This window comes from Motiliproteus sp. (assembly GCF_965230735.1).
Taxonomy (GTDB): domain Bacteria; phylum Pseudomonadota; class Gammaproteobacteria; order Pseudomonadales; family Balneatricaceae; genus Motiliproteus.
The window spans coordinates 1,597,669-1,615,451 of record NZ_OZ246016.1 but is presented as its reverse complement, the minus strand read 5'-3'; the positions used below and the strand labels follow the sequence as shown (position 1 = coordinate 1,615,451).

Here is a 17,783-nt window from a genome sequence, read left to right as displayed (position 1 = left end):
ATGGAGGATCAGACTATCTATATTGAAACCCAGCGACTGACTATCCGCCCGCTAACGCTGACCGATCTGAAACCCCTGTGCCGGATACTGAGTGATCCGCAGGTGATGAAACACTCTCTCCGCGGTGTCTGTGACGAGCCGGCAACCCACCGGTTTATCCGCTGGTGTCAGACCAGTTATGCCGAGCAAGGATTCGGACCGTCGGCGCTGATCGATAAAGCCAGTGGCGAGCTGGTGGGGTTTTGCGGTGTCGGCGTGGAGAGGGTCGCTGAACGGGACGAGATCAACCTTGGTTACCGCCTGGCGCAACACTTTTGGAACCGGGGATTGGCGACCGAAGCGGCCCGGGCGATGATCGACGATGCGTTCCGACACTACCCGGTGGATTCGATCGTGGCCATCATCGAGCCGGACCATCTAGCCTCCCTACGGGTGGCCCAGAAGGCAGGTTTGCACCTCGACGCAAAGACCGACTTTCACCAGCGAACGGTGCATCTTTACCGACTAACCCGGCATCGCTGGCTGCAGCAGAACACAGCCTCGATTAGGCCAACAACGCCTGCAACAGATTGATAAAGGCGGCACTGACCAACGCGGCAAAAGTCAGTGCCATGCCGAAGACCCGAAAACGGAAGTCCTCTTTGAGCTGGCTGACACCGTAGGCATGGCTCAGCCGTCCCAGCAGCAGGCAGAGTCCCAGCGCATGAACGACCACCGGGCTGATCTGACTCAGCTCCAGCATCGCGATTAAAATCAGGCTGATCGGCACATATTCGACAAAGTTGGCATGGACCCGCATCGCCCTCAGCAGCGCCTTATCGCCACCGTCTCCAACCGCCACCCGCAGCTTACGTCGCAACAACAGCGTGCGAACACTCAGGCCGACAAACAGTAGCGCCAGCAGTCCGGCATACAGCGGGGTGATCATCAACATGGTCCGTTATCTCCTGGGTAGCCCTGGAATGCTGAGTTCGTTGTTAACGGGGCAAATTCAGGCAGCCGCCTTACGTTTGACGTAGAGGATCTTCTTCACCTTGGCAACCAGCTCACCGCTCTCGTCGAGGATCTCCAGCCAAAACTCCGGGTAGTGCTTGTCACCCTCGGCGGTCTGGGCCTTGATCTGCGCCAGCTGCTGTTCGGTCACCCGAATCACCGAACTGACCCTGCCCTTCACCGCCTTGATGTACTCGATCTCGGCAGCCTTGTCCCACACCAGATAGTCCCGGCCCAGCTGCTGCATCAGCAGTAACATCAGATGCGGATCGATCATCGAGTAGAGACTGCCGCCGAAGTGGGTACCCACGGCATTGCGGTTGTACCAGCGCATCGCCATCGACACGTGCAGTTCGCTCCAGTCCTCGCTGATGTAATTCACTTTGACCCCGGCCCCCAGATAGGGCGGGTAGAAGTTGAGCAGTTTTCGGAGGCGATTGGGTGACAGGTTCATCGTATCTTGGTGTTTTTCCAGGGCGATTGTTTGGCAAAGGTGGAGATATACAGATCCTCGACCTTGGTTCTGGCCCACGGGGTTTTGCGTAAAAATTTCAGCGACGATTTGATCGACGGATCCTTCTTAAAGCAGTTGATATCGATCCGCTGGGACAGTTTGACCCAGCCGTAATGCTCGACCAGCTTGGTGACGATCTGCTCAAGGGTGATGCCGTGCAGGGGGTTGTTGGGTTGTTCGGTACTCATCGTTCTGTTGTTCGCCTCGTTGGGTTTGAGTGACTGATAGTCAACGGCCACGATGCGCTACGCTGAAGTCCGGTTAAAGACGTGGTGGGCGGTTAAATAACGATCTTGAGACTTTTCCCCCATCCGCTCCAGTACAAAAAACGCCGGATCACAGCCGCTGTCGAGCCAAATTGTCACTCCGGGGTGGGTATACTCTAGTTTTGCTCACCAGAACGAAAGCCACCATGGAATGGACCCTCAGCCACTTCGCCATCGCCACACTCAGTGTCGCCAGCGGCGCCCTGTTGCAGGCGGCAACCGGGCTGGGCGCCGGTTTGATCGTGGTGCCGCTGTTGGCGATGCTGAGTTTGAGCCTGGTGCCCGGACCGATGATCTTCGCCAGTCTGGCATTGTCGACCACCATGGCGATCGCCGGTCGGCAGCAGATCGATTTCGAAGGATTCGAGCCGCTGCTGGGTGGATTGTTGCTGGGGACGGTGGTCGCCGCGGCCACGGTGGCCAAGCTGCCGCTGGAAAAGCTGGGGCTACTGTTCGGGGTGATGATCCTGCTGGCGGTGGGGCTGAGCCTGCGACAACCCCGCTTCAACTTCAGCGTCGGCGGCTGTTTCGGTGCAGGACTGCTGTCCGGGGTGATGGGAACCGCCGCCGGTATCGGCGCGCCGGTGCTGGCGTTGCTGTATCAGCACCATAGTGGTCCGACCCTAAGGGCCACGCTGGCGCTTCTGTACTGCCTGTCGTCGCTGATGATGCTGGCGCTGCTGCACTGGGCCGGTCGCTTCGGCCAGGCCGAGTTGATCTCCGGCCTGACTCTGGTGCCGGGCTTTGTGATCGGCTATCTGATCTCACCGCGGCTGGCCGGTTTTATCGATCAGGGCTACGCCCGCCCCGCGGTGCTGATTCTATCCAGTCTCAGCGCACTGCTGCTGATCGGTCGCAGCCTGTATTAGAGGTCTCGTTTAAGCCCTCAAGCGCTATCGAGACAGCGTCTTGATGCCCTGCTCCATCCCTTCCAGCGTCAGCGGATACATCCGCCCTTCAAACTGCTTGCGGATCATGCCGATCGACTGGGTGTAGTTCCAGTACTGCTCGGCCATCGGATTCAGCCAGATGCACTTATCCCAGGTATCGAGTACCCGCTGAAGCCAGACCTGTCCCGGCTCTTCGTTCCAATGCTCGACACTGCCGTGGGCATAGGCGATCTCGTAGGGTGACATCGACGCATCGCCGATAAAGATCACCCGGTAATCGGGGCCGTAGGTGTGCAGCAGATCGTAGGTCGGAATCGACTCATTCTGACGACGGACGTTGTTCTTCCACACCTTCTCGTAGAGGCAGTTATGGAAGTAGAAATACTCCAGATGCTTGAACTCGGTTCGGGCCGCCGAGAACAGCTGCTCGCACTGACGGATGTACGGATCCATCGAGCCGCCGACATCGAAGAACAGCAGTACCTTCACCGCGTTGTGACGCTCGGGCACCATCTTCAAATCAAGATAACCGGCGTTGTTGGCGGTGGAACGGATGGTGTCGTCCAGGTCCAGCTCTTCGGCCGCGCCGGTGCGGGCGAACTTGCGCAGTTTGCGCAGCGCCACCTTGATGTTGCGGGTCCCCAGTTCGACGCTATCGTCCAGATCCCGGAACTGGCGCTTCTCCCACACCTTGACCGCCCGTTTGTTGCGACTCTCACCGCCGATCCGAATCCCTTCAGGGTTATAGCCGCTGTGACCGAACGGTGAGGTGCCGCCGGTGCCGATCCATTTGTTGCCGCCGGCATGGCGTTTCTGCTGCTCTTCCAGGCGCTGCTTGAGAGTTTCCATCAGCTTGTCGAAACCACCCAGCGACTCGATCTTGGCCTTCTCCTCGTCCGACAACTGCTTCAGAAAGTCGGCCCGCAACCAGTCTTCCGGGATCAGCGCCTCCACCAGACCTTCGCCTTCCAGCTTGGTCAGGTTGCTGAAATAGGCGCCGAACGCCCTATCGAAGCGGTCGAAATATTTCTCATCCTTGACCAGGCAGGTACGGGACAGCAGGTAGAACGCTTCCAGGTCGGCAAAGGCGAAGCCGGCCTCGATCGCTTCGAGCAGCGACAGCAGTTCTTTCAGGGTGGCAGGCACCCGTGCCTTGCGCAGCTCGCCGAAAAAGTCGATCAGCATCAGATCGCTCCTGGATGGCTATCGAGACTCACGACGGGCCATAAACGCCAGCCGCTCCAGCATATGCACATCCTGCTCGTTCTTAAGCAGAGCGCCGTACAGCGGCGGAATCGCCTTGGTGGGATCGCGGTCAGCCAGCACTTCCGGCGGAATATTGTCGGCCATCAACAGCTTGAGCCAGTCGATCAGCTCGGATGTGGACGGTTTCTTCTTCAGGCCGTTAACCTCACGTACCTGAAAGAACACCTCCAGCGCCTGCTGCACCAGCCGGGCTTCGATCTGCGGGAAGTGGACCTCGACGATCTGTTCCATGGTCTGCTTGTCAGGGAACTGGATATAGTGGAAGAAGCAGCGTCGCAGGAAGGCGTCCGGCAGCTCCTTCTCGTTGTTGGAGGTGATGATGATGATCGGGCGCTGCTTGGCCTGGATCCGCTCGCCGGTCTCGTAAACAAAGAACTCCATCTTATCGAGCTCGACCAGCAGGTCGTTGGGGAATTCGATATCGGCTTTATCGATCTCATCGATCAGCAGCACCACCTGCTCATCAGATCCGAACGCCTCCCACAGCATCCCCTTCTTGATGTAGTTGGCAATGTCATGGACCCGGTCGTCCCCCAGCTGCGAGTCCCGCAACCGCGACACCGCATCGTACTCGTAAAGGCCCTGCTGCGCCTTGGTGGTGGACTTGATATGCCAGCGCAGCAACGGCTTACCCAGCGCCGCGGCGATCTCCTCGGCCAGCATCGTCTTACCGGTACCCGGCTCACCCTTAACCAGCAGCGGACGCTGCAGAGTAATCGCAGCGTTGACCGCCATTCGCAGGTCATCGGTGGCGACGTATTGGTCGGTGCCTTCAAAGCGCATAACAGAGCTCCCCACTCGGGTTTAATACTGGAAAACCCGTAGTCTAACAGAAGTTTTGTTGAAGTCTTTAACTGGGAGAGGGTTCTGGTGTCGTTCTGGATTACTGCGAGGGTTGATAGACTCTGTTGCGCCTTGTCGGGCGCCTTCATTTCTTTTGCCCGTGCAAAAGAAACAGAAGCAAAGAAAAAACGCCCCACTTGCTGGGTCGGCGTTGCCGACTTCATTGCGCGCTTCACCCGTCAATGGCCGCGATTTGAACTCGTTCGCTTCGCTCTCTCAGACATAAATCGCTTATCTCCATTGCCAGGCTGCAGTGCTCATCGGCGCAAAAGGGGGAGTTGGAGTTTATTCTGAAAAAAAATGTGGAGCTGAAAGCTCGATAGATCGGCTAGCACGGACTCAACTGCCCTTGACGAAGCCGAGCACTGGTTTGAAAAACGGATCAGCGACGATGGCTGTCTGAGGCCGGAGGCCGAGTTTCCATCGGTGCCCGTTTTACAAGCCAACGCGCAGGGTAGCCCGTAGGGCCAAGTCATCGGGCTAGGCGTTTTCTTGCTTCGTTCTTTGCCGCTATGAGCAAAGAATGAAGGCGCTCGGCAGAGCGCAATAAGAACTATCAGTCAGCTAAAAAATCAGCCAGAAACAAAAACAGCAGAGCACTCAAACCCGAGCAACTCTGCCGTCAACGAGCAAACCCCGATCAAGACTTGATCGAAGCCCCCGGTAACAAATCCTTAATCGATCCTATCGACCCCAGCAGCGAACTGGCTTCATAGGGCAGGAACACCCGCTCGCCGTCTTTGGCGATAGACGGCAGGGTCTTCATGTATTCCAGCGCGATCAGGTAGCTGAGGATCTGCTCCTCTTTCACCGTGGTACCGGTCGCCTCCATGATTGTCCGGATCGCCTGGCGCTGGCCTTCGGCGCGCAGGATCGCGGCCTGCTTCTCACCTTCGGCAACGTTGATCTGAGCTTCCTTTTCCCCCTGGGCGGCGGTTACGGTGGCACGTCGTTCACGCTCGGCGCTCATCTGCTTGCGCATCGCCTGCTCCACCTCTTCGGGAACGATGATGTTCTGCACCTCCACCCGGTTGATCTTGGTGCCCCACTTGTTGCCGGCTTCGTCCAGGGTCACGGTCAGGGCGTTATTGATCTCAGCACGGCTCTCCAGCAGCTTGTCCAGCTCCATCTCACCGACCTTGGAGCGCAGTGAGGTCTGGGTCAGGGTTTCGATCGCCTGGATCAGATTTTCCACTGCCAGCACCGCATCCCTGGGCGTGATGATCTGGAAGTACAACGCCGCATCAACCAAAACAGTAACGTTGTCCTTGGTGATCACCGGAATCTTGGGGAAGTCGGCCACGATCTCACGTCGATCGATGCGAGTGGTCAGCGCCGTCACCGGAATCTGCACCCCGTCCAGGGTCTGGTAGCGGCGCATCTGGATCGGTCGCGGCTGATCGATAAAAGGGATCAGCAGGTGCAATCCCTGCTCCAGGGTACGCGAGTACTCACCCAGACGCTCGATCACCATCGCCTCGCTCTGCTGCACGATGACCAGGCCTTTGGCCAGGAAGATGATGATCGCTGCGGCAAAGACCGCGATCAGAATAGTAACCGGAGTAATTTCAATCATGATTATGGCTCCTTGCCGGAATCGTCGGACCCGTTTGAATCCGAATCGAGCGGGCACACCATCGCGGTGATACCACTGAAATGTTGCAGTTCGACCCGCTGGCCGGGCGTAAGCTCACGCCCATCGGCGGATTCGGCGGGAAAGAAATCCCCCTTGATCTTGACCCCGATCCGACCCTGTTGCTCCAGCAGGGTACAGATCTGGCCACCGCTACCACTCTCGCCCACCAGGCTGATCTTGTCATCGCCGCCCTTGCGGGACTGAAACCAGCGGACAAACAGCGGCGTCAACAGGATCGCCATCAACGCGGTCGATGCGATCTGTACCGTCAGCGACGCCCCCGCCAGGTCCGCCACCGCGCCGGCGATACAGGACACCCCCAGGGCCAAAGCCACAAATGCCAATCCCAGCATCTCCATCGCCGCCAACACCATGCCGGCCAGCAACCACAGGTGCCAGGCTTCTATTTCCCAACCCATCCTTGCGCTACTCCTCGGTCAATGCCGGAAACAGTTCCGCTCCGGCCCATTTGGCAATTAACGCATTGAACTTTAAAGTAGTTGTACTTGAAGGTATATCCCTGACCAACGGAATTTCTTGATGCACGCCGACACCCGCCTACAGGTCCATCCCGACGCCATCTGTCCGGAGCTGCCCGAGGGCGATCTGTGGGTGTTCGCCTACGGCTCGCTGCTGTGGCGACCCGGGTTTGACTTTACCGATCGGCTACCGGCCCGGCTGTACGGCTATCACCGCTCACTGTGTGTCTGGTCCCACACCCATCGCGGTACCGTCGAGAATCCCGGCATGGTGCTGGGGCTGGACCGGGGCGGTTCCTGCCGCGGCTGCGCCTACCGGGTCGATCCGCAACAGAAGCAAGCGATCGCCGACTACCTGTTCGCCCGCGAGATGCCGACGCCGATCTATCATGCCCGCTTTCATCCGTTGCAGCTTGAGAGCCCCTACCGGGGCCAATCGACCGTCAACGGTCTGACCTTCGTGGTTGACCGCGCCACCTCTCAGTACGCCGGTCGCCTAAGCCCTGCCGAATGCGCCCGCCACGTCCGCGATGCGGTCGGTATCAGCGGTTCCAGCCGCGACTATTTGCTCAACACCATCGAGCACCTGGACCAGCTGGGCCTGCACGATCCCCACCTGAGTGAAATCGCCACCAAGCTGTAGCCCGCACCGAAAAACTCGAATTACCCTATTCGGGGTATGGAGTCGGCCCCTGGACAACGCCTATGCTGAAGGGGTGGCTATCACTCCGAGATAGTCACCGTTCGTTGTAGTAACGACGGCTCTGTTGGTCGCTCCTATGGGGTGAGCACACCGCATAACGGCTCCCGTACCGTTATGATCCTTTCTGCCGCTGCCTTCGGGCGGCGGTTTTTTTTCAACTAAAACCTGATGCCTTACGAAAAGTGGTTGTCAATATTTGACAATTGCAAACCCATACACTAGTTTCAGTAAAAACAGAAATTACAGGAACAAAGTAATGACACTTACACCGGTTATGGAAAAGTACATCCTGCACTGGGGTGAGATGGGAACCCGCTGGGGAGTTAATCGGACAGTAGCCCAGATACAGGCTCTGTTATTCCTTTCCTCGAAGCCGCTGAATGCCGAGGAGATAACCGAAACCCTAGGCGTTGCCCGATCCAATGTCAGCACCAGTATCAAAGAACTTCAAGCCTGGCGGCTGGTGAAGGTGGTCCACCTGTTAGGCGATCGCCGCGATCACTTCGAAACAATGAAAGACCCATGGGAGCTGTTCTATGCAATCATGGAAGGTCGCAAACAACGAGAGCTCGATCCAACCTTAACGGTCCTTCGAGAATGTGTTCTGGAAAGTGATGAGGATAAGCAGACACCGGCCGAAGTGAAGGAGCGTATCAAAGACGTGCTTGAGTTCATGGAGGGCCTGGATACCTGGCATAACCAGATTAAAGTTCTGCCCCGATCAACACTCCAAAAGCTGATCAAGCTCGGGGCCAAAGTACAGGGATTTCTGGGAGGCAAATAGTCTCCCATTATTTTTGCCTAATAATTTCTGTTTATACAGAAATTAACGAACAAACCAAAAGGAGCTTTGGAATGGAGAGACACAGCAAGCGTATTCTAATAACCGGCGCCACAGGATTTATCGGTAGCCATCTGGTTCGGGCGCTAACAAAACAGGGGCATAGTGTGGTCGTCTGTGTACGTCCAAATGAACGAACCCTTAGATACCCGCCGGGAATAACGACGTTTGGAGTAGATTTCACTAAGGACCTGTCAGTGCAGGACTGGTTACATCGACTGAAAGGTATCGATGTTGTCATCAACACTGTCGGTATTGTTAGGCAAACCAAGTCGCAATCTTTCGACGCACTTCATGCTGACTCACCCATCGCGTTGTTTAAAGCCTGCGAAGTCAGAGGCATAGCACGGGTTATCCAAGTCTCGGCTTTGGGATCCAACGAGCATAGCGTGAGCCAATTCCATCGCAGTAAGTTCCAAGCAGATCGATACCTAAGGTCAACCCGTCTCGACTGGGCGGTGGTGATGCCATCCATTGTCTATGGGCCAGGGGCCAAAAGCATGAGCCTGTTTACCGCCATGGCCGCTCTCCCGGTGGTTCCCTTGATTGACAGTGGTAAGCAGGTAATCCAGCCCATCCATATCGACGATCTGACCCGGGCTATTATCGATCTGGTCGATTCGCAAAGCCCTCTGCAGGCGGACATTGAGATGGTAGGACCGGAACCAGTTTCCATCCGGTGCCTGTACCAACAGCTTCGCGCATGGCTTGGACTTCCTGCCGGGAGAACACTATCGATTCCCTATGGGCTCGCCTTATACGCAGCAAAGCTTACCGGACCGCTTGGAGATTCGCCGTTCACGGCAGCCACAGTCGAAATGCTACGCGAGGGTAATACCGCGTCAGTACAACCCTTTGTCAGCCGTTTTGGCTTTACGCCCAAGAGTACAGGCCTTAGGCGACATGCCTTCACGACAGGCTGATCGGTGGTTTGCCGGACTCTATTTTCTGGCTCCCTTATTGCGCATCAGCATCGGGTTACTGTGGCTATTCACTGGTCTGATCTCAGCCTTCGTCTACCCGGCTGAGCTCAGTTATGGGCTACTGGCTGAAATCGGTATAGAAGCCGCTTGGCAACCCGCGTTTCTTTACGGTGCTGCACTGATGGATACCCTGCTGGGGATTGCCACATTATTTTCGGTGCGCTTGCATCTAATAGGCAGAATCCAAATTGTCATCATTTTGGTATACAGCGCCATCATTACAGTCTGGCTTCCAGCGCAGTGGCTACATCCCTTTGGCGCACTCACCAAGAACCTCCCACTACTGGTTTCAACCATGATCCTGCTCATTCTGGAGGAAAGGAAATAATGGAATATGCACTGGTTAAAGTGATCCATATCCTCAGTTCCACACTGTTGTTTGGGACGGGGCTCGGAAGCGCTTACTACAAGTGGATGGCAGATCGAAGCGGTGATATCAGTACCATTGCCAGCACTAACCGAATCGTGGTGCTAGCCGACTGGATGTTCACCACCCCCACGGTAATCATTCAACCGCTTTCCGGATTCTGGCTGGTTAAAATCTTGGGCTACCCACTCGATCAACTTTGGATTGTCCTTACCATCGGACTTTACCTTATCGCTGGTTGCTGCTGGCTGCCGGTGGTATGGCTCCAGATCCGTATGCGGGATTTGGCCGCCGAAGCCAATAACCTCAATCAGGAACTACCCCGACAGTATCATCGTTATGCGCGAATTTGGTTCTGGTTGGGAGTGCCCGCTTTCATCGCGATGACCATCGTCTTCGGCCTGATGGTTTTCAAACCCACAATCTAGGATCAGCGCGCAACCTCAATTATCAGTTGAGGGAATAACGATCGATGATTGCGCGGAGCGTGCCATCCTGCTTCATGCTTTCCAAGGCCGAGTCGATGGCCGCCTTGTCGCTCTTTTGTAGCGATTGGGAACCCAGTAAAAAGCTGACCTCTCCGCGGTATAGGCTCAACGGGTGGATTTCGAATTGGGCCGCATCGCAGCAGTTTCTTGCCGAGTGAATCATGCTGACCGGATCGCCAAGCATCAAATGGACGCGCTTGCGGGCCAACATTTTCACCCGCTGAACATTGCTATGGGTGATCAGCAGCTGCTGTTGAAAACGCTCATCTTGGATCAGTTCGGCGTATTCCGGGCCATACCAGCCTTGCCCGGCACTGATGACAATATCGGTGCCGATAATAGATGCCAGGCTATCGAGCGGATATTCCTGCGACTCGCCCTTGCGAACCATCAGGCGAATCTCTTCCTGCCGATAAGCCTCGGTGAACCAGCCCAGTTTCTTTCTCTCCTCGGTGATCGAAGCCCCTCGGAGCATGTCGACCGCACCGTTCTTCAATTCGATAAAAGCCCGCTTCGAAGAGACCTGCTTGTATTGGTAGTCGCAGCCTGCCCGTTTCATCAGCTCGGCGATAATTTCGGCATCAAGACCGACCACGGTTCCATCGGTCTGGGTGTAGGTGTAGGGAATCCAGTCATCATAGGCCACCAGTATCGTCTTCGAGCAGGCGGCATCAGCAAAGCGGGAAAGCCCCAGCAGCCCTCCCAGCAATAACACCAGGCTTATCCGGGTTGGTACCGATTTCAAGAGTCGAAACCCTGAGTTATGAGTCACAATCTGTCCTAGCGAAGCTTATATGGGCGGTTGATATTTTCCAGACCGAAGCGTCGGCCTACCATCTGGCCCGATCACATCGGGTGCAACACCGGCGCTTCCGGCGGCCGGGCATGTTTGAGCAACAGCTCACGGAATAGCGACAGAATCCGGTTCTGCAGATTCTGGGGACGGATCATCAACTGGTAAGTATTGGTATAGCCGAACTGGCGGGTCAGCAGCGGGTGCAGATCCGACTGCCAAGGTTGTTGCTGGGCCAGATGGCCCGGCAGATAGCCGACGAATTTACCCGACAGGATCAGCGCCAAGCGCGACTCCTGATGCACCGCTGAGGCCTGGGTACGCCAGTGCTCCATCGCCGGGTCGAATTGATGCCCGGCCCGCATCCGGAAGGATTCGATAAAACTGCAGTCGTTGAGTCGTTCCAGGGTCTGACGGTTATCCGGCGCGCCGAACAGCTCGTGTCCCCGCCCGCAATAGAGCGCCATCCGCTCGTCGAACAGTTGCTCGCATCGCAACTGCGGCTGCGGATAGAGCAACATCGCGATACCGGCATGCATACTGCCGTCCGCCACCATCGGCGGAATCGCCTCGGCAGCCTGGGTATGCAGGTGCAGTTTTACCCCCGGCGCCAGCTCGTTAAATTCGCGCAGGGTATCGACCAGGCCGCTGTTTTGGACATAGATCACCTGTTCAGCCAAGGCGACATGCAGGTCGCCCAGCAGTTGATGGTGAGTCTGATTGATCCGGTTGCGGAACTGTTCCAGCGCCTCGATCAGCTCCTGGGTCGCCTCGTACACCACCCGTCCCTGCTCGGTGACACTGAAGCCGGCCCGGCCCCGGGTACAGAGCCGCATATCAAGACGCTTCTCCAGATCACTCATGTAATTGGAGATGGTTGAGGTGGCGATATTGAGTTCGGTTTCGGCCGCCGAGAAGCCACCGGCATCCACCACGGCTTTAAAAATACGCAGCAGTTTCAAATCGATATCGGCCAGCTGGCGCGACAGCGGGGTCTTTTGACGTCCCATTTATTCACCACCGAGACAACTTAGTTTTGGTTATATCAAAGTAAAGATAGCAATAATTATATTTTTCCCAAAAGTGTTTCTGCATTTAATGGCCCAATAGACGCGCATAGCCCTGTGTGGGGGCGCTTTACACTCCAAAAGCGGTCCCATAAAGGCAACAAACAAAAAACGAGTCTGGCGAACGCATTGCCGACCAATGACATGAGGACATCCACGATGACCATCCAACTCAACGATATGAGCCTGATCAAAACTCGTCCCTACGTTAATGGCGAGTGGATCAAGGGCGTAGGCACACTGGATGTGACCAACCCGGCCACCGGCAAGCTGATCACCACCATCGAAGTGGCCGGTGCTGCCGAGACCGAGCAAGCGATCGAAGCTGCCGACAAAGCGATGCAGAGCTGGAAAGCACTGCCGGCCAAAGCTCGCGCCGATATCCTGCGCAAGTGGTACAACGAGATCATGGCCAACCTGGAAGACCTGGCGATCATCATGACCGCCGAGCAGGGCAAGGTACTGGCCGAGTCCCGTGGCGAAGTCGCCTACGCCGCTTCCTTCATTGAGTGGTTCGCCGAAGAAGGCCGTCGTGTTTACGGCGATATCATCGCCCTGCCGCAGACCGACCGTCGCGGTATCGTGGTTAAGCAGCCGGTTGGCGTCGTGGGTGCGATCACCCCGTGGAACTTCCCCAGCGCAATGATCACCCGTAAGGCGGGCCCGGCACTGGCCGTTGGCTGCTCCATCGTAATCAAGCCGGCTTCCGAAACGCCGCTGTCTGCCCTGGCGCTGGCCGAACTGGCCGATCGTGCCGGTCTGCCTGCCGGTCTGCTGAACGTGGTTCCGGGTTCTTCCCGCGAAATCGGCGCCGTCATCACCGGCAGCCCGACCGTTCGCAAGTTCACCTTCACCGGCTCCACTCCGGTCGGCAAGTTGCTGATGAAGCAGTGCGCCGAGACTGTGAAGAAAGTTTCCATGGAGCTGGGTGGCAACGCACCGGTTATCGTGTTCGACGATGCCGACCTCGACAAAGCCGTTGCCGGCGCTGCCGCGTCCAAGTACCGCAACTCAGGCCAGACCTGCATCTGCGTCAACCGGATGCTGGTTCAGGAAGGCATCTACGACAAGTTCGTCGCCAAGCTGGCCGAGACTGTCGGCAACTACAAGCTGGGTGACGGCCTGGAAGAGAGCAACACCCACGGCCCGCAGGTTACCGCCAAGGCCGCACAAGACATCGACAGCATCGTTCAGGACACCGTCGCCCAGGGCGCCAACCTTCTGTGCGGTGGTAAGTTCGGCGAGCAAGGCCCGACCTTCTACGAGCCGACCATCCTGACCGATGTCGACAGCTCCATGCGCGCCTACCGTGAAGAGATCTTCGGCCCGGTCGCTCCGATCGTGAAGTTCAAGACCGAAGAGGAAGCGATCGCGATGGCCAACGACACCGAATTTGGTCTGGCCGCCTACATCTACACCCGCGACATCGGCCGCAGCTGGCGTGTGTCCGAAGGCGTTGACTACGGCATGGTCGGCGTTAACGAAGTGGCCATCACCTCCGATGTGATTCCGTTCGGCGGCATGAAGGAGTCCGGTGTCGGTCGCGAAGGTTCCAAGTACGGCATCGAAGACTACATCGAAACCAAATACATCTGCATGGGCTCTCTGGACCAGTAAGCGCCCGCCCCATCAGTGCGCGGCGACTCCGGTCGTCGCGCCGTGCATATAACAACTGTCCGTTGAGACAGAGGATCATAAAGAGGATTACTGATGACTACTAACGCAGAACTGCAGGCGCGTAAAGAGAACGCCATCGCCCGCGGCCAGGGTACCCTGGCTCCGGTTTATGTCGAGCGCGCTGAAAATGCGGAACTTTGGGACGTCGAAGGCAAGCGCTACATCGACTTCGGTAGCGGCATTGCGGTCGGCAACACCGGTCACGTTCACCCGAAGGTGACCGCGGCTGTGCAGGAGCAGATTCAGAAGTTCAGCCACACCTGTGTGATGGTGACTCCTTACGAAGTAGCCGTTGAGCTGGCCGAAAAGCTGAACGAGCTGGCCCCGGGCAACACCCCGAAGAAAACCACCTTCGTCACCACCGGTGCCGAAGCGGTTGAGAACTGCGTCAAGATCGCCCGCGCCCACACCGGTCGTCGCGGCGTAATCGCTTTCAACGGTGGTTTCCACGGCCGTACCAACCTGGCGATGGCGCTGACCGGCAAGATCACCCCGTACAAGAACCTGTTTGGTCCGTTCCCCGGTGATGTGTTCCACGCGCCCTTCCCGGCCGAAGCCCTGGGTGTTTCCGTCAAGGACTCCCTGAAAGGCCTCGAGACCCTGTTCAAAGTGGATATCGCGCCGACCGACGTCGCTGCGATCATCGTTGAGCCGGTTCAGGGTGAAGGCGGTTTCTACCCGGCCCCGAACGAGTTCCTGCAGGCGCTGCGCAAGCTGTGTGACGAGCACGGCATCATGCTGATCATCGACGAGATCCAGTCCGGCTTCGCCCGTACCGGTAAGTTCTTCGCCGCCGAGCACGCTGGTGTTGAAGCGGACCTGATGACCTCCGCCAAGGGTATCGCCGGCGGTTTCCCGATCGCCGCCGTGATCGGTAAAGCCGAAGTAATGGACGCGCCGCTGCCCGGCGGTCTGGGTGGCACCTACGGTGGTTCCCCGATCGGTTGTGCCGCGGCACTGGCCGTTATCGATGTGATCAAGGAAGAGAACCTGGTCGAGCGTGCCAACCAGATCGGCGCCCTGTTCAAGGAGCGTCTGGTGGCAATGCAGCGCGACCACGCCGATGTGATCGGTGAGATTCGTGCCGACCGTGGCGCCATGATCGCGATGGAGCTGGTTAAAGAGGGCGACAACGAGCAGCCCAACGCCGAGCTGCCTGGCAAGCTGGTTGCCAAGGCCCACGAAAAAGGCCTGGTCCTGCTGTCCTGCGGCTACCGTGGCAACGTGATCCGCTTCCTGCCGGCCCTGACCATCAGCGACGAGCTGATCAACGAAGGCCTGGATATCCTGGCCGAGTGTCTGGCTGAGCTGGCTTAATCAGTGCACTGATTGACTCTCGACACCAAGGGTGAGCACTGGCTCACCCTTTTTTTCCGGTTCTCTCCTCTCACAAACACTGGCTCCCCACAGGCTGCTAGATCGATCCAATCGGTGTAACATCGCCCACGGAAGCCACCTCGCTGCAACTACGCCCCCACGGCTCCTCGTCCACAAGGTTCCACCTGGCCAGTCATGACTCCGTTTCTTCTCTCGCAAATCCTTGCTGGTTTGGTGATCCTGGTCGACGCCACTGCGTTGCAGATGCGAAAGCGCAGTCACCTGCAGCTCTGTCTCTGTCTGGCTTCATCGCTGCTGGCGATCCATTTCTTTCTGCTCGATAAGCAGACCGCCGGTTGGATGATGATTCTGGCCGCCGTGCGCTTCTTTATCACCATCCACTGGCAGTCGAAGTGGCTGGCCGCGCTGTTCGTCGTCGTGTCGCTGACGACCACCGCCTACACCTTCGCCGGTTATCTGAGCCTGCTCAGCGGTGCCGGTAATCTGCTCTCGACCCTGGGCAGCTTCTGCAAGACCGACCGGGCCTTGCGGCTGATGCTGATCAGTGCATCCTGCTGCTGGATCGTACACAACACCCTGGCGTTCACCCCACTGGGTATTCTGGTCGAAGGCATTTTCCTGAGCAGTGGCCTGATCGGCTTCTATCGCTACCACCTGCGTCGCAAACCGGCGAGCGCTGACAACCCCTGACGACCACCAACACGGTTGAGAAAGCTCGGGCAAAAAAAAGGCGCACCGACAACTCGGCACGCCCGATCGGGTGAGAGTCCGATCAGAAATTGAAAACCCGGGTGCCCGGTTCGGTCAGCGCCTTGGCCATCACTGCCGGTTTAGCAGCCGTCACACCCTCAAGCAGACTGTCGGCCTTCACGCCTTTGTTTGGCAGATAGAGAGCACAGACCTGTACGCCAGCCCCGCCCTTCATCAGCTTCTTCAACAGCTGCTCCGGGGTCACGTTTTTGGGCTTCAACGACGCACTCTGATGATCCTTCAACGCCATATCGCCGGCACTGTCGCATAGCAGCACATTCACCTTGGCACCCTGGGCCTGCATGGTGTTGCCCAGTACCATCGCCATCCCACGGGTCTGCTGCTCGGCGCTGGTCAGGGTAATCAGTACCTTATCGACCGCTTCAGCCTGCGCCATTGCCGGTACCGATAGCAGTGCTGCCATCAGCGCTGCCTTGATCACTTTGTTCATCATCTCCATTTCTCCGGTTACGAATTGGGTTGCCAAGCCACCGCCTGGTCGATTTTGTAGCTCCAGGGCAGTCCGGAGTTACGCCAGCCGTTCTGAGCCCGAACCCCCTTGGAATCGCCCTCCTTCAGCTTGCCGCCCTCAAAGCCGTCCACCACGGTCCAGACATTGGTGTAGCCTTTGTCCGCCAGCAGATTGACCGCCGGTGCGCTGCGGGTCGAACCCGAGCGACACATCACGATAATCGGGGTATCGGACTTGGCATCCAGCGCGGCCAGACGGTCGCTGAGCTGAGCTTCAAAATCGGGATTTTTCACCATCGCCCAACTGCTTCGCTTGGCGCTCCAACCGTTACTGTCAGCCACCATCCAGGGCACATGGATCTGGGTCGGGGTGGCAAAACCGGTGAATTTGATCTCAACCGGATCACGAACATCAACCAGAATCGCGTCCTTCTGCGCCTGCATCATTTGCCAGGCTTCGGTGGCAGTCAGGTACAGGTCAAGCTTGGTCTGAGCCGTTACTTTGGCCGGTTTCTCTGCCGCAATCGCTAACGGCGATGCCAATACACAGACCACCGCCATCGACAATGCCGTCCGATTTATCAGTTTGCTCATCATCCACCCCTCCATTTAATTAGATACACCTAATATTAAGATTGCGAGATGATATTAGTTTTTTCTAATTAATGAAAGACCATTTTCACTGCTCGGGTAAATTCGGGCTCGATAAAGCCGTCGGCGTAAACAATCGGAAAGGTGAAACCTGGTTAACCGGTTGAGAGAAAAGGAATCAAGGAGAGGGAGTAAGAAAATTCAGCAAGCGTCCCATGGCGATAAAACCAAGGGACGCATCAGATGGGGAATCTGATTGGAAGCTCGGCGGAAACGGCTAAGCCTTAAATCAGCCTTTCTTGGCCTTCTTCTGTTCGTCCAGCATCAGATCCAACGCCTTAAGCAGATCCAACGCCGACAGCATGCCGACCAGATCCTGATCCTTGTTCAATACCGGCAATGCACCAAAACGATGCTGGGTCAGAACCTTGGTGGCCTTGGCGATGGTGTCGTAGGTATGGGCGACGACCACGTTGGTGGTCATCAGGTCGCCGACGCTGAGGTTGTCGTCCAGGTTGTAGATATGGGACAGGTCAGGCGCTTCATCGACCCACTCCGGACGACGCAAATCGCGGTCGCTGATGATACCGACCAGATTCCGATCTTCGTCCACCACCGGCATATGCCGGACGTCGTTCTCCCGCATCCGGAAGAAGGTCTGGCGAATCCCGTCCTCCGGATTGGCGACCAGAACTTTAGAGGTCATAAAAGTGCTGACTTTCAATGGCATGGGTGACTCCTTGTATGCCTGATTTCGGTGTTCTGTCCCCAGTACACCGAAAGCCGCGGGTGCTTGCAACCAATAAGCTTATAGATATCAAGGGAAC

General features: G+C 57.1%; 22 protein-coding genes. 10 read left to right on the top strand and 12 right to left on the bottom strand.

The genetic code is table 11. The annotated features are described in order from the left end of the window. Nucleotides 1-573: a GNAT family N-acetyltransferase gene (locus ACO05M_RS07540; protein WP_421869684.1), complete on the top strand. Its 573-nt coding sequence runs from the start codon at nucleotides 1-3 to the stop codon at nucleotides 571-573. On the opposite strand, the gene ACO05M_RS07535 is transcribed toward ACO05M_RS07540, so the two are convergent. The 3 genes from ACO05M_RS07535 to ACO05M_RS07525 are packed head-to-tail and all read right to left on the bottom strand — an operon-like array spanning nucleotide 545 to nucleotide 1,695. Beyond that, complete coding sequence (locus ACO05M_RS07535; RefSeq protein ID WP_421869681.1) at nucleotides 545-934, bottom strand: MAPEG family protein; 390 nt, start codon at nucleotides 932-934, stop codon at nucleotides 545-547. The genes ACO05M_RS07540 and ACO05M_RS07535 overlap by 29 nt on opposite strands. A 57-nt stretch (nucleotides 935-991) precedes the next feature. Further along, on the bottom strand, nucleotides 992-1,447 hold the full coding sequence (locus tag ACO05M_RS07530; protein ID WP_421869679.1) for a DUF4442 domain-containing protein: 456 nt from the start codon (nucleotides 1,445-1,447) through the stop codon (nucleotides 992-994). Continuing rightward, the gene (locus ACO05M_RS07525; RefSeq protein WP_421869675.1) at nucleotides 1,444-1,695 is read right to left on the bottom strand and encodes a VF530 family DNA-binding protein; all 252 of its coding nucleotides are present in this window, start codon (nucleotides 1,693-1,695) and stop codon (nucleotides 1,444-1,446) included. The genes ACO05M_RS07530 and ACO05M_RS07525 overlap by 4 nt, the downstream gene beginning before the upstream one ends. 224 nt (nucleotides 1,696-1,919) lie before the next feature. On the opposite strand from ACO05M_RS07525, the gene ACO05M_RS07520 reads away from it, so the two are divergent. Continuing rightward, nucleotides 1,920-2,642, top strand: coding sequence for a sulfite exporter TauE/SafE family protein (locus ACO05M_RS07520; RefSeq protein WP_421869672.1), 723 nt, complete (start codon nucleotides 1,920-1,922; stop codon nucleotides 2,640-2,642). A gap of 24 nt (nucleotides 2,643-2,666) precedes the next feature. Here the strand turns inward: ACO05M_RS07520 and ACO05M_RS07515 are convergent, their stop codons facing one another. The 4 genes from ACO05M_RS07515 to ACO05M_RS07500 form a co-directional block, all read right to left on the bottom strand. Continuing rightward, nucleotides 2,667-3,848, bottom strand: a complete 1,182-nt coding sequence (locus ACO05M_RS07515; RefSeq protein ID WP_421869669.1) for a vWA domain-containing protein — start codon at nucleotides 3,846-3,848, stop codon at nucleotides 2,667-2,669. A gap of 18 nt (nucleotides 3,849-3,866) precedes the next feature. Beyond that, nucleotides 3,867-4,712: an AAA family ATPase gene (locus ACO05M_RS07510; RefSeq protein WP_114696038.1), complete on the bottom strand. Its 846-nt coding sequence runs from the start codon at nucleotides 4,710-4,712 to the stop codon at nucleotides 3,867-3,869. Nucleotides 4,713-5,412: 700 nt separating this feature from the next. Next, the gene (locus tag ACO05M_RS07505; RefSeq protein WP_421869666.1) at nucleotides 5,413-6,348 is read right to left on the bottom strand and encodes an SPFH domain-containing protein; all 936 of its coding nucleotides are present in this window, start codon (nucleotides 6,346-6,348) and stop codon (nucleotides 5,413-5,415) included. Between the two features lie 2 nt (nucleotides 6,349-6,350). Then, nucleotides 6,351-6,827: an NfeD family protein gene (locus ACO05M_RS07500; RefSeq protein ID WP_421869663.1), complete on the bottom strand. Its 477-nt coding sequence runs from the start codon at nucleotides 6,825-6,827 to the stop codon at nucleotides 6,351-6,353. Between the two features lie 121 nt (nucleotides 6,828-6,948). On the opposite strand from ACO05M_RS07500, the gene ACO05M_RS07495 reads away from it, so the two are divergent. From ACO05M_RS07495 to ACO05M_RS07475, 5 genes are all read left to right on the top strand, one after another. Next, nucleotides 6,949-7,530 (top strand): gamma-glutamylcyclotransferase, encoded by a 582-nt coding sequence (locus ACO05M_RS07495; RefSeq protein ID WP_421869661.1) that lies wholly within the window; start codon nucleotides 6,949-6,951, stop codon nucleotides 7,528-7,530. A gap of 316 nt (nucleotides 7,531-7,846) precedes the next feature. Further along, nucleotides 7,847-8,374 carry a GbsR/MarR family transcriptional regulator gene (locus ACO05M_RS07490; protein ID WP_421869658.1) on the top strand — a complete coding sequence of 176 codons (528 nt, stop codon included), beginning with the start codon at nucleotides 7,847-7,849 and terminating at the stop codon, nucleotides 8,372-8,374. Between the two features lie 71 nt (nucleotides 8,375-8,445). Then, nucleotides 8,446-9,354, top strand: coding sequence for a complex I NDUFA9 subunit family protein (locus ACO05M_RS07485; protein ID WP_421869655.1), 909 nt, complete (start codon nucleotides 8,446-8,448; stop codon nucleotides 9,352-9,354). Continuing rightward, nucleotides 9,335-9,742, top strand: a complete 408-nt coding sequence (locus tag ACO05M_RS07480) for a DoxX-like family protein (RefSeq protein ID WP_421869652.1) — start codon at nucleotides 9,335-9,337, stop codon at nucleotides 9,740-9,742. Before ACO05M_RS07485 ends, ACO05M_RS07480 begins: the two co-directional genes overlap by 20 nt. After that, nucleotides 9,742-10,209 carry a DUF2269 family protein gene (locus ACO05M_RS07475; protein ID WP_421869648.1) on the top strand — a complete coding sequence of 156 codons (468 nt, stop codon included), beginning with the start codon at nucleotides 9,742-9,744 and terminating at the stop codon, nucleotides 10,207-10,209. The genes ACO05M_RS07480 and ACO05M_RS07475 overlap by 1 nt, the downstream gene beginning before the upstream one ends. Before the next feature lie 22 nt (nucleotides 10,210-10,231). Here the strand turns inward: ACO05M_RS07475 and ACO05M_RS07470 are convergent, their stop codons facing one another. Both ACO05M_RS07470 and ACO05M_RS07465 read right to left on the bottom strand, forming a co-directional pair. After that, nucleotides 10,232-11,014, bottom strand: a complete 783-nt coding sequence (locus ACO05M_RS07470) for a substrate-binding periplasmic protein (protein WP_421869645.1) — start codon at nucleotides 11,012-11,014, stop codon at nucleotides 10,232-10,234. Between the two features lie 101 nt (nucleotides 11,015-11,115). Beyond that, nucleotides 11,116-12,072, bottom strand: a complete 957-nt coding sequence (locus ACO05M_RS07465) for a LysR family transcriptional regulator (RefSeq protein WP_421869642.1) — start codon at nucleotides 12,070-12,072, stop codon at nucleotides 11,116-11,118. A 216-nt stretch (nucleotides 12,073-12,288) separates the two neighbouring features. Here ACO05M_RS07465 and ACO05M_RS07460 point away from each other — a divergent pair, with 216 nt between their 5' ends. The 3 genes from ACO05M_RS07460 to ACO05M_RS07450 all read left to right on the top strand — a co-directional run bounded on the left by ACO05M_RS07460 (nucleotide 12,289) and on the right by ACO05M_RS07450 (nucleotide 15,834). Next, nucleotides 12,289-13,746 carry an NAD-dependent succinate-semialdehyde dehydrogenase gene (locus ACO05M_RS07460; RefSeq protein WP_421869640.1) on the top strand — a complete coding sequence of 486 codons (1,458 nt, stop codon included), beginning with the start codon at nucleotides 12,289-12,291 and terminating at the stop codon, nucleotides 13,744-13,746. Between the two features lie 93 nt (nucleotides 13,747-13,839). Continuing rightward, nucleotides 13,840-15,123 (top strand): 4-aminobutyrate--2-oxoglutarate transaminase, encoded by a 1,284-nt coding sequence (gene gabT / locus ACO05M_RS07455; RefSeq protein WP_421869638.1) that lies wholly within the window; start codon nucleotides 13,840-13,842, stop codon nucleotides 15,121-15,123. A 195-nt stretch (nucleotides 15,124-15,318) separates the two neighbouring features. After that, entirely contained in the window at nucleotides 15,319-15,834 is a 516-nt protein-coding gene (locus ACO05M_RS07450; RefSeq protein WP_421869636.1) for a YgjV family protein, read from the top strand. A gap of 82 nt (nucleotides 15,835-15,916) precedes the next feature. Here the strand turns inward: ACO05M_RS07450 and ACO05M_RS07445 are convergent, their stop codons facing one another. The 3 genes from ACO05M_RS07445 to ACO05M_RS07435 all read right to left on the bottom strand — a co-directional run bounded on the left by ACO05M_RS07445 (nucleotide 15,917) and on the right by ACO05M_RS07435 (nucleotide 17,686). Then, on the bottom strand, nucleotides 15,917-16,348 hold the full coding sequence (locus ACO05M_RS07445) for a hypothetical protein (protein WP_421869634.1): 432 nt from the start codon (nucleotides 16,346-16,348) through the stop codon (nucleotides 15,917-15,919). Nucleotides 16,349-16,362: 14 nt separating this feature from the next. Beyond that, entirely contained in the window at nucleotides 16,363-16,962 is a 600-nt protein-coding gene (locus ACO05M_RS07440; RefSeq protein ID WP_421869632.1) for a rhodanese-like domain-containing protein, read from the bottom strand. A 283-nt stretch (nucleotides 16,963-17,245) separates the two neighbouring features. Then, on the bottom strand, nucleotides 17,246-17,686 hold the full coding sequence (locus ACO05M_RS07435) for an HPP family protein (RefSeq protein ID WP_114696049.1): 441 nt from the start codon (nucleotides 17,684-17,686) through the stop codon (nucleotides 17,246-17,248). Between the last annotated feature and the right edge of the window lie 97 nt (nucleotides 17,687-17,783).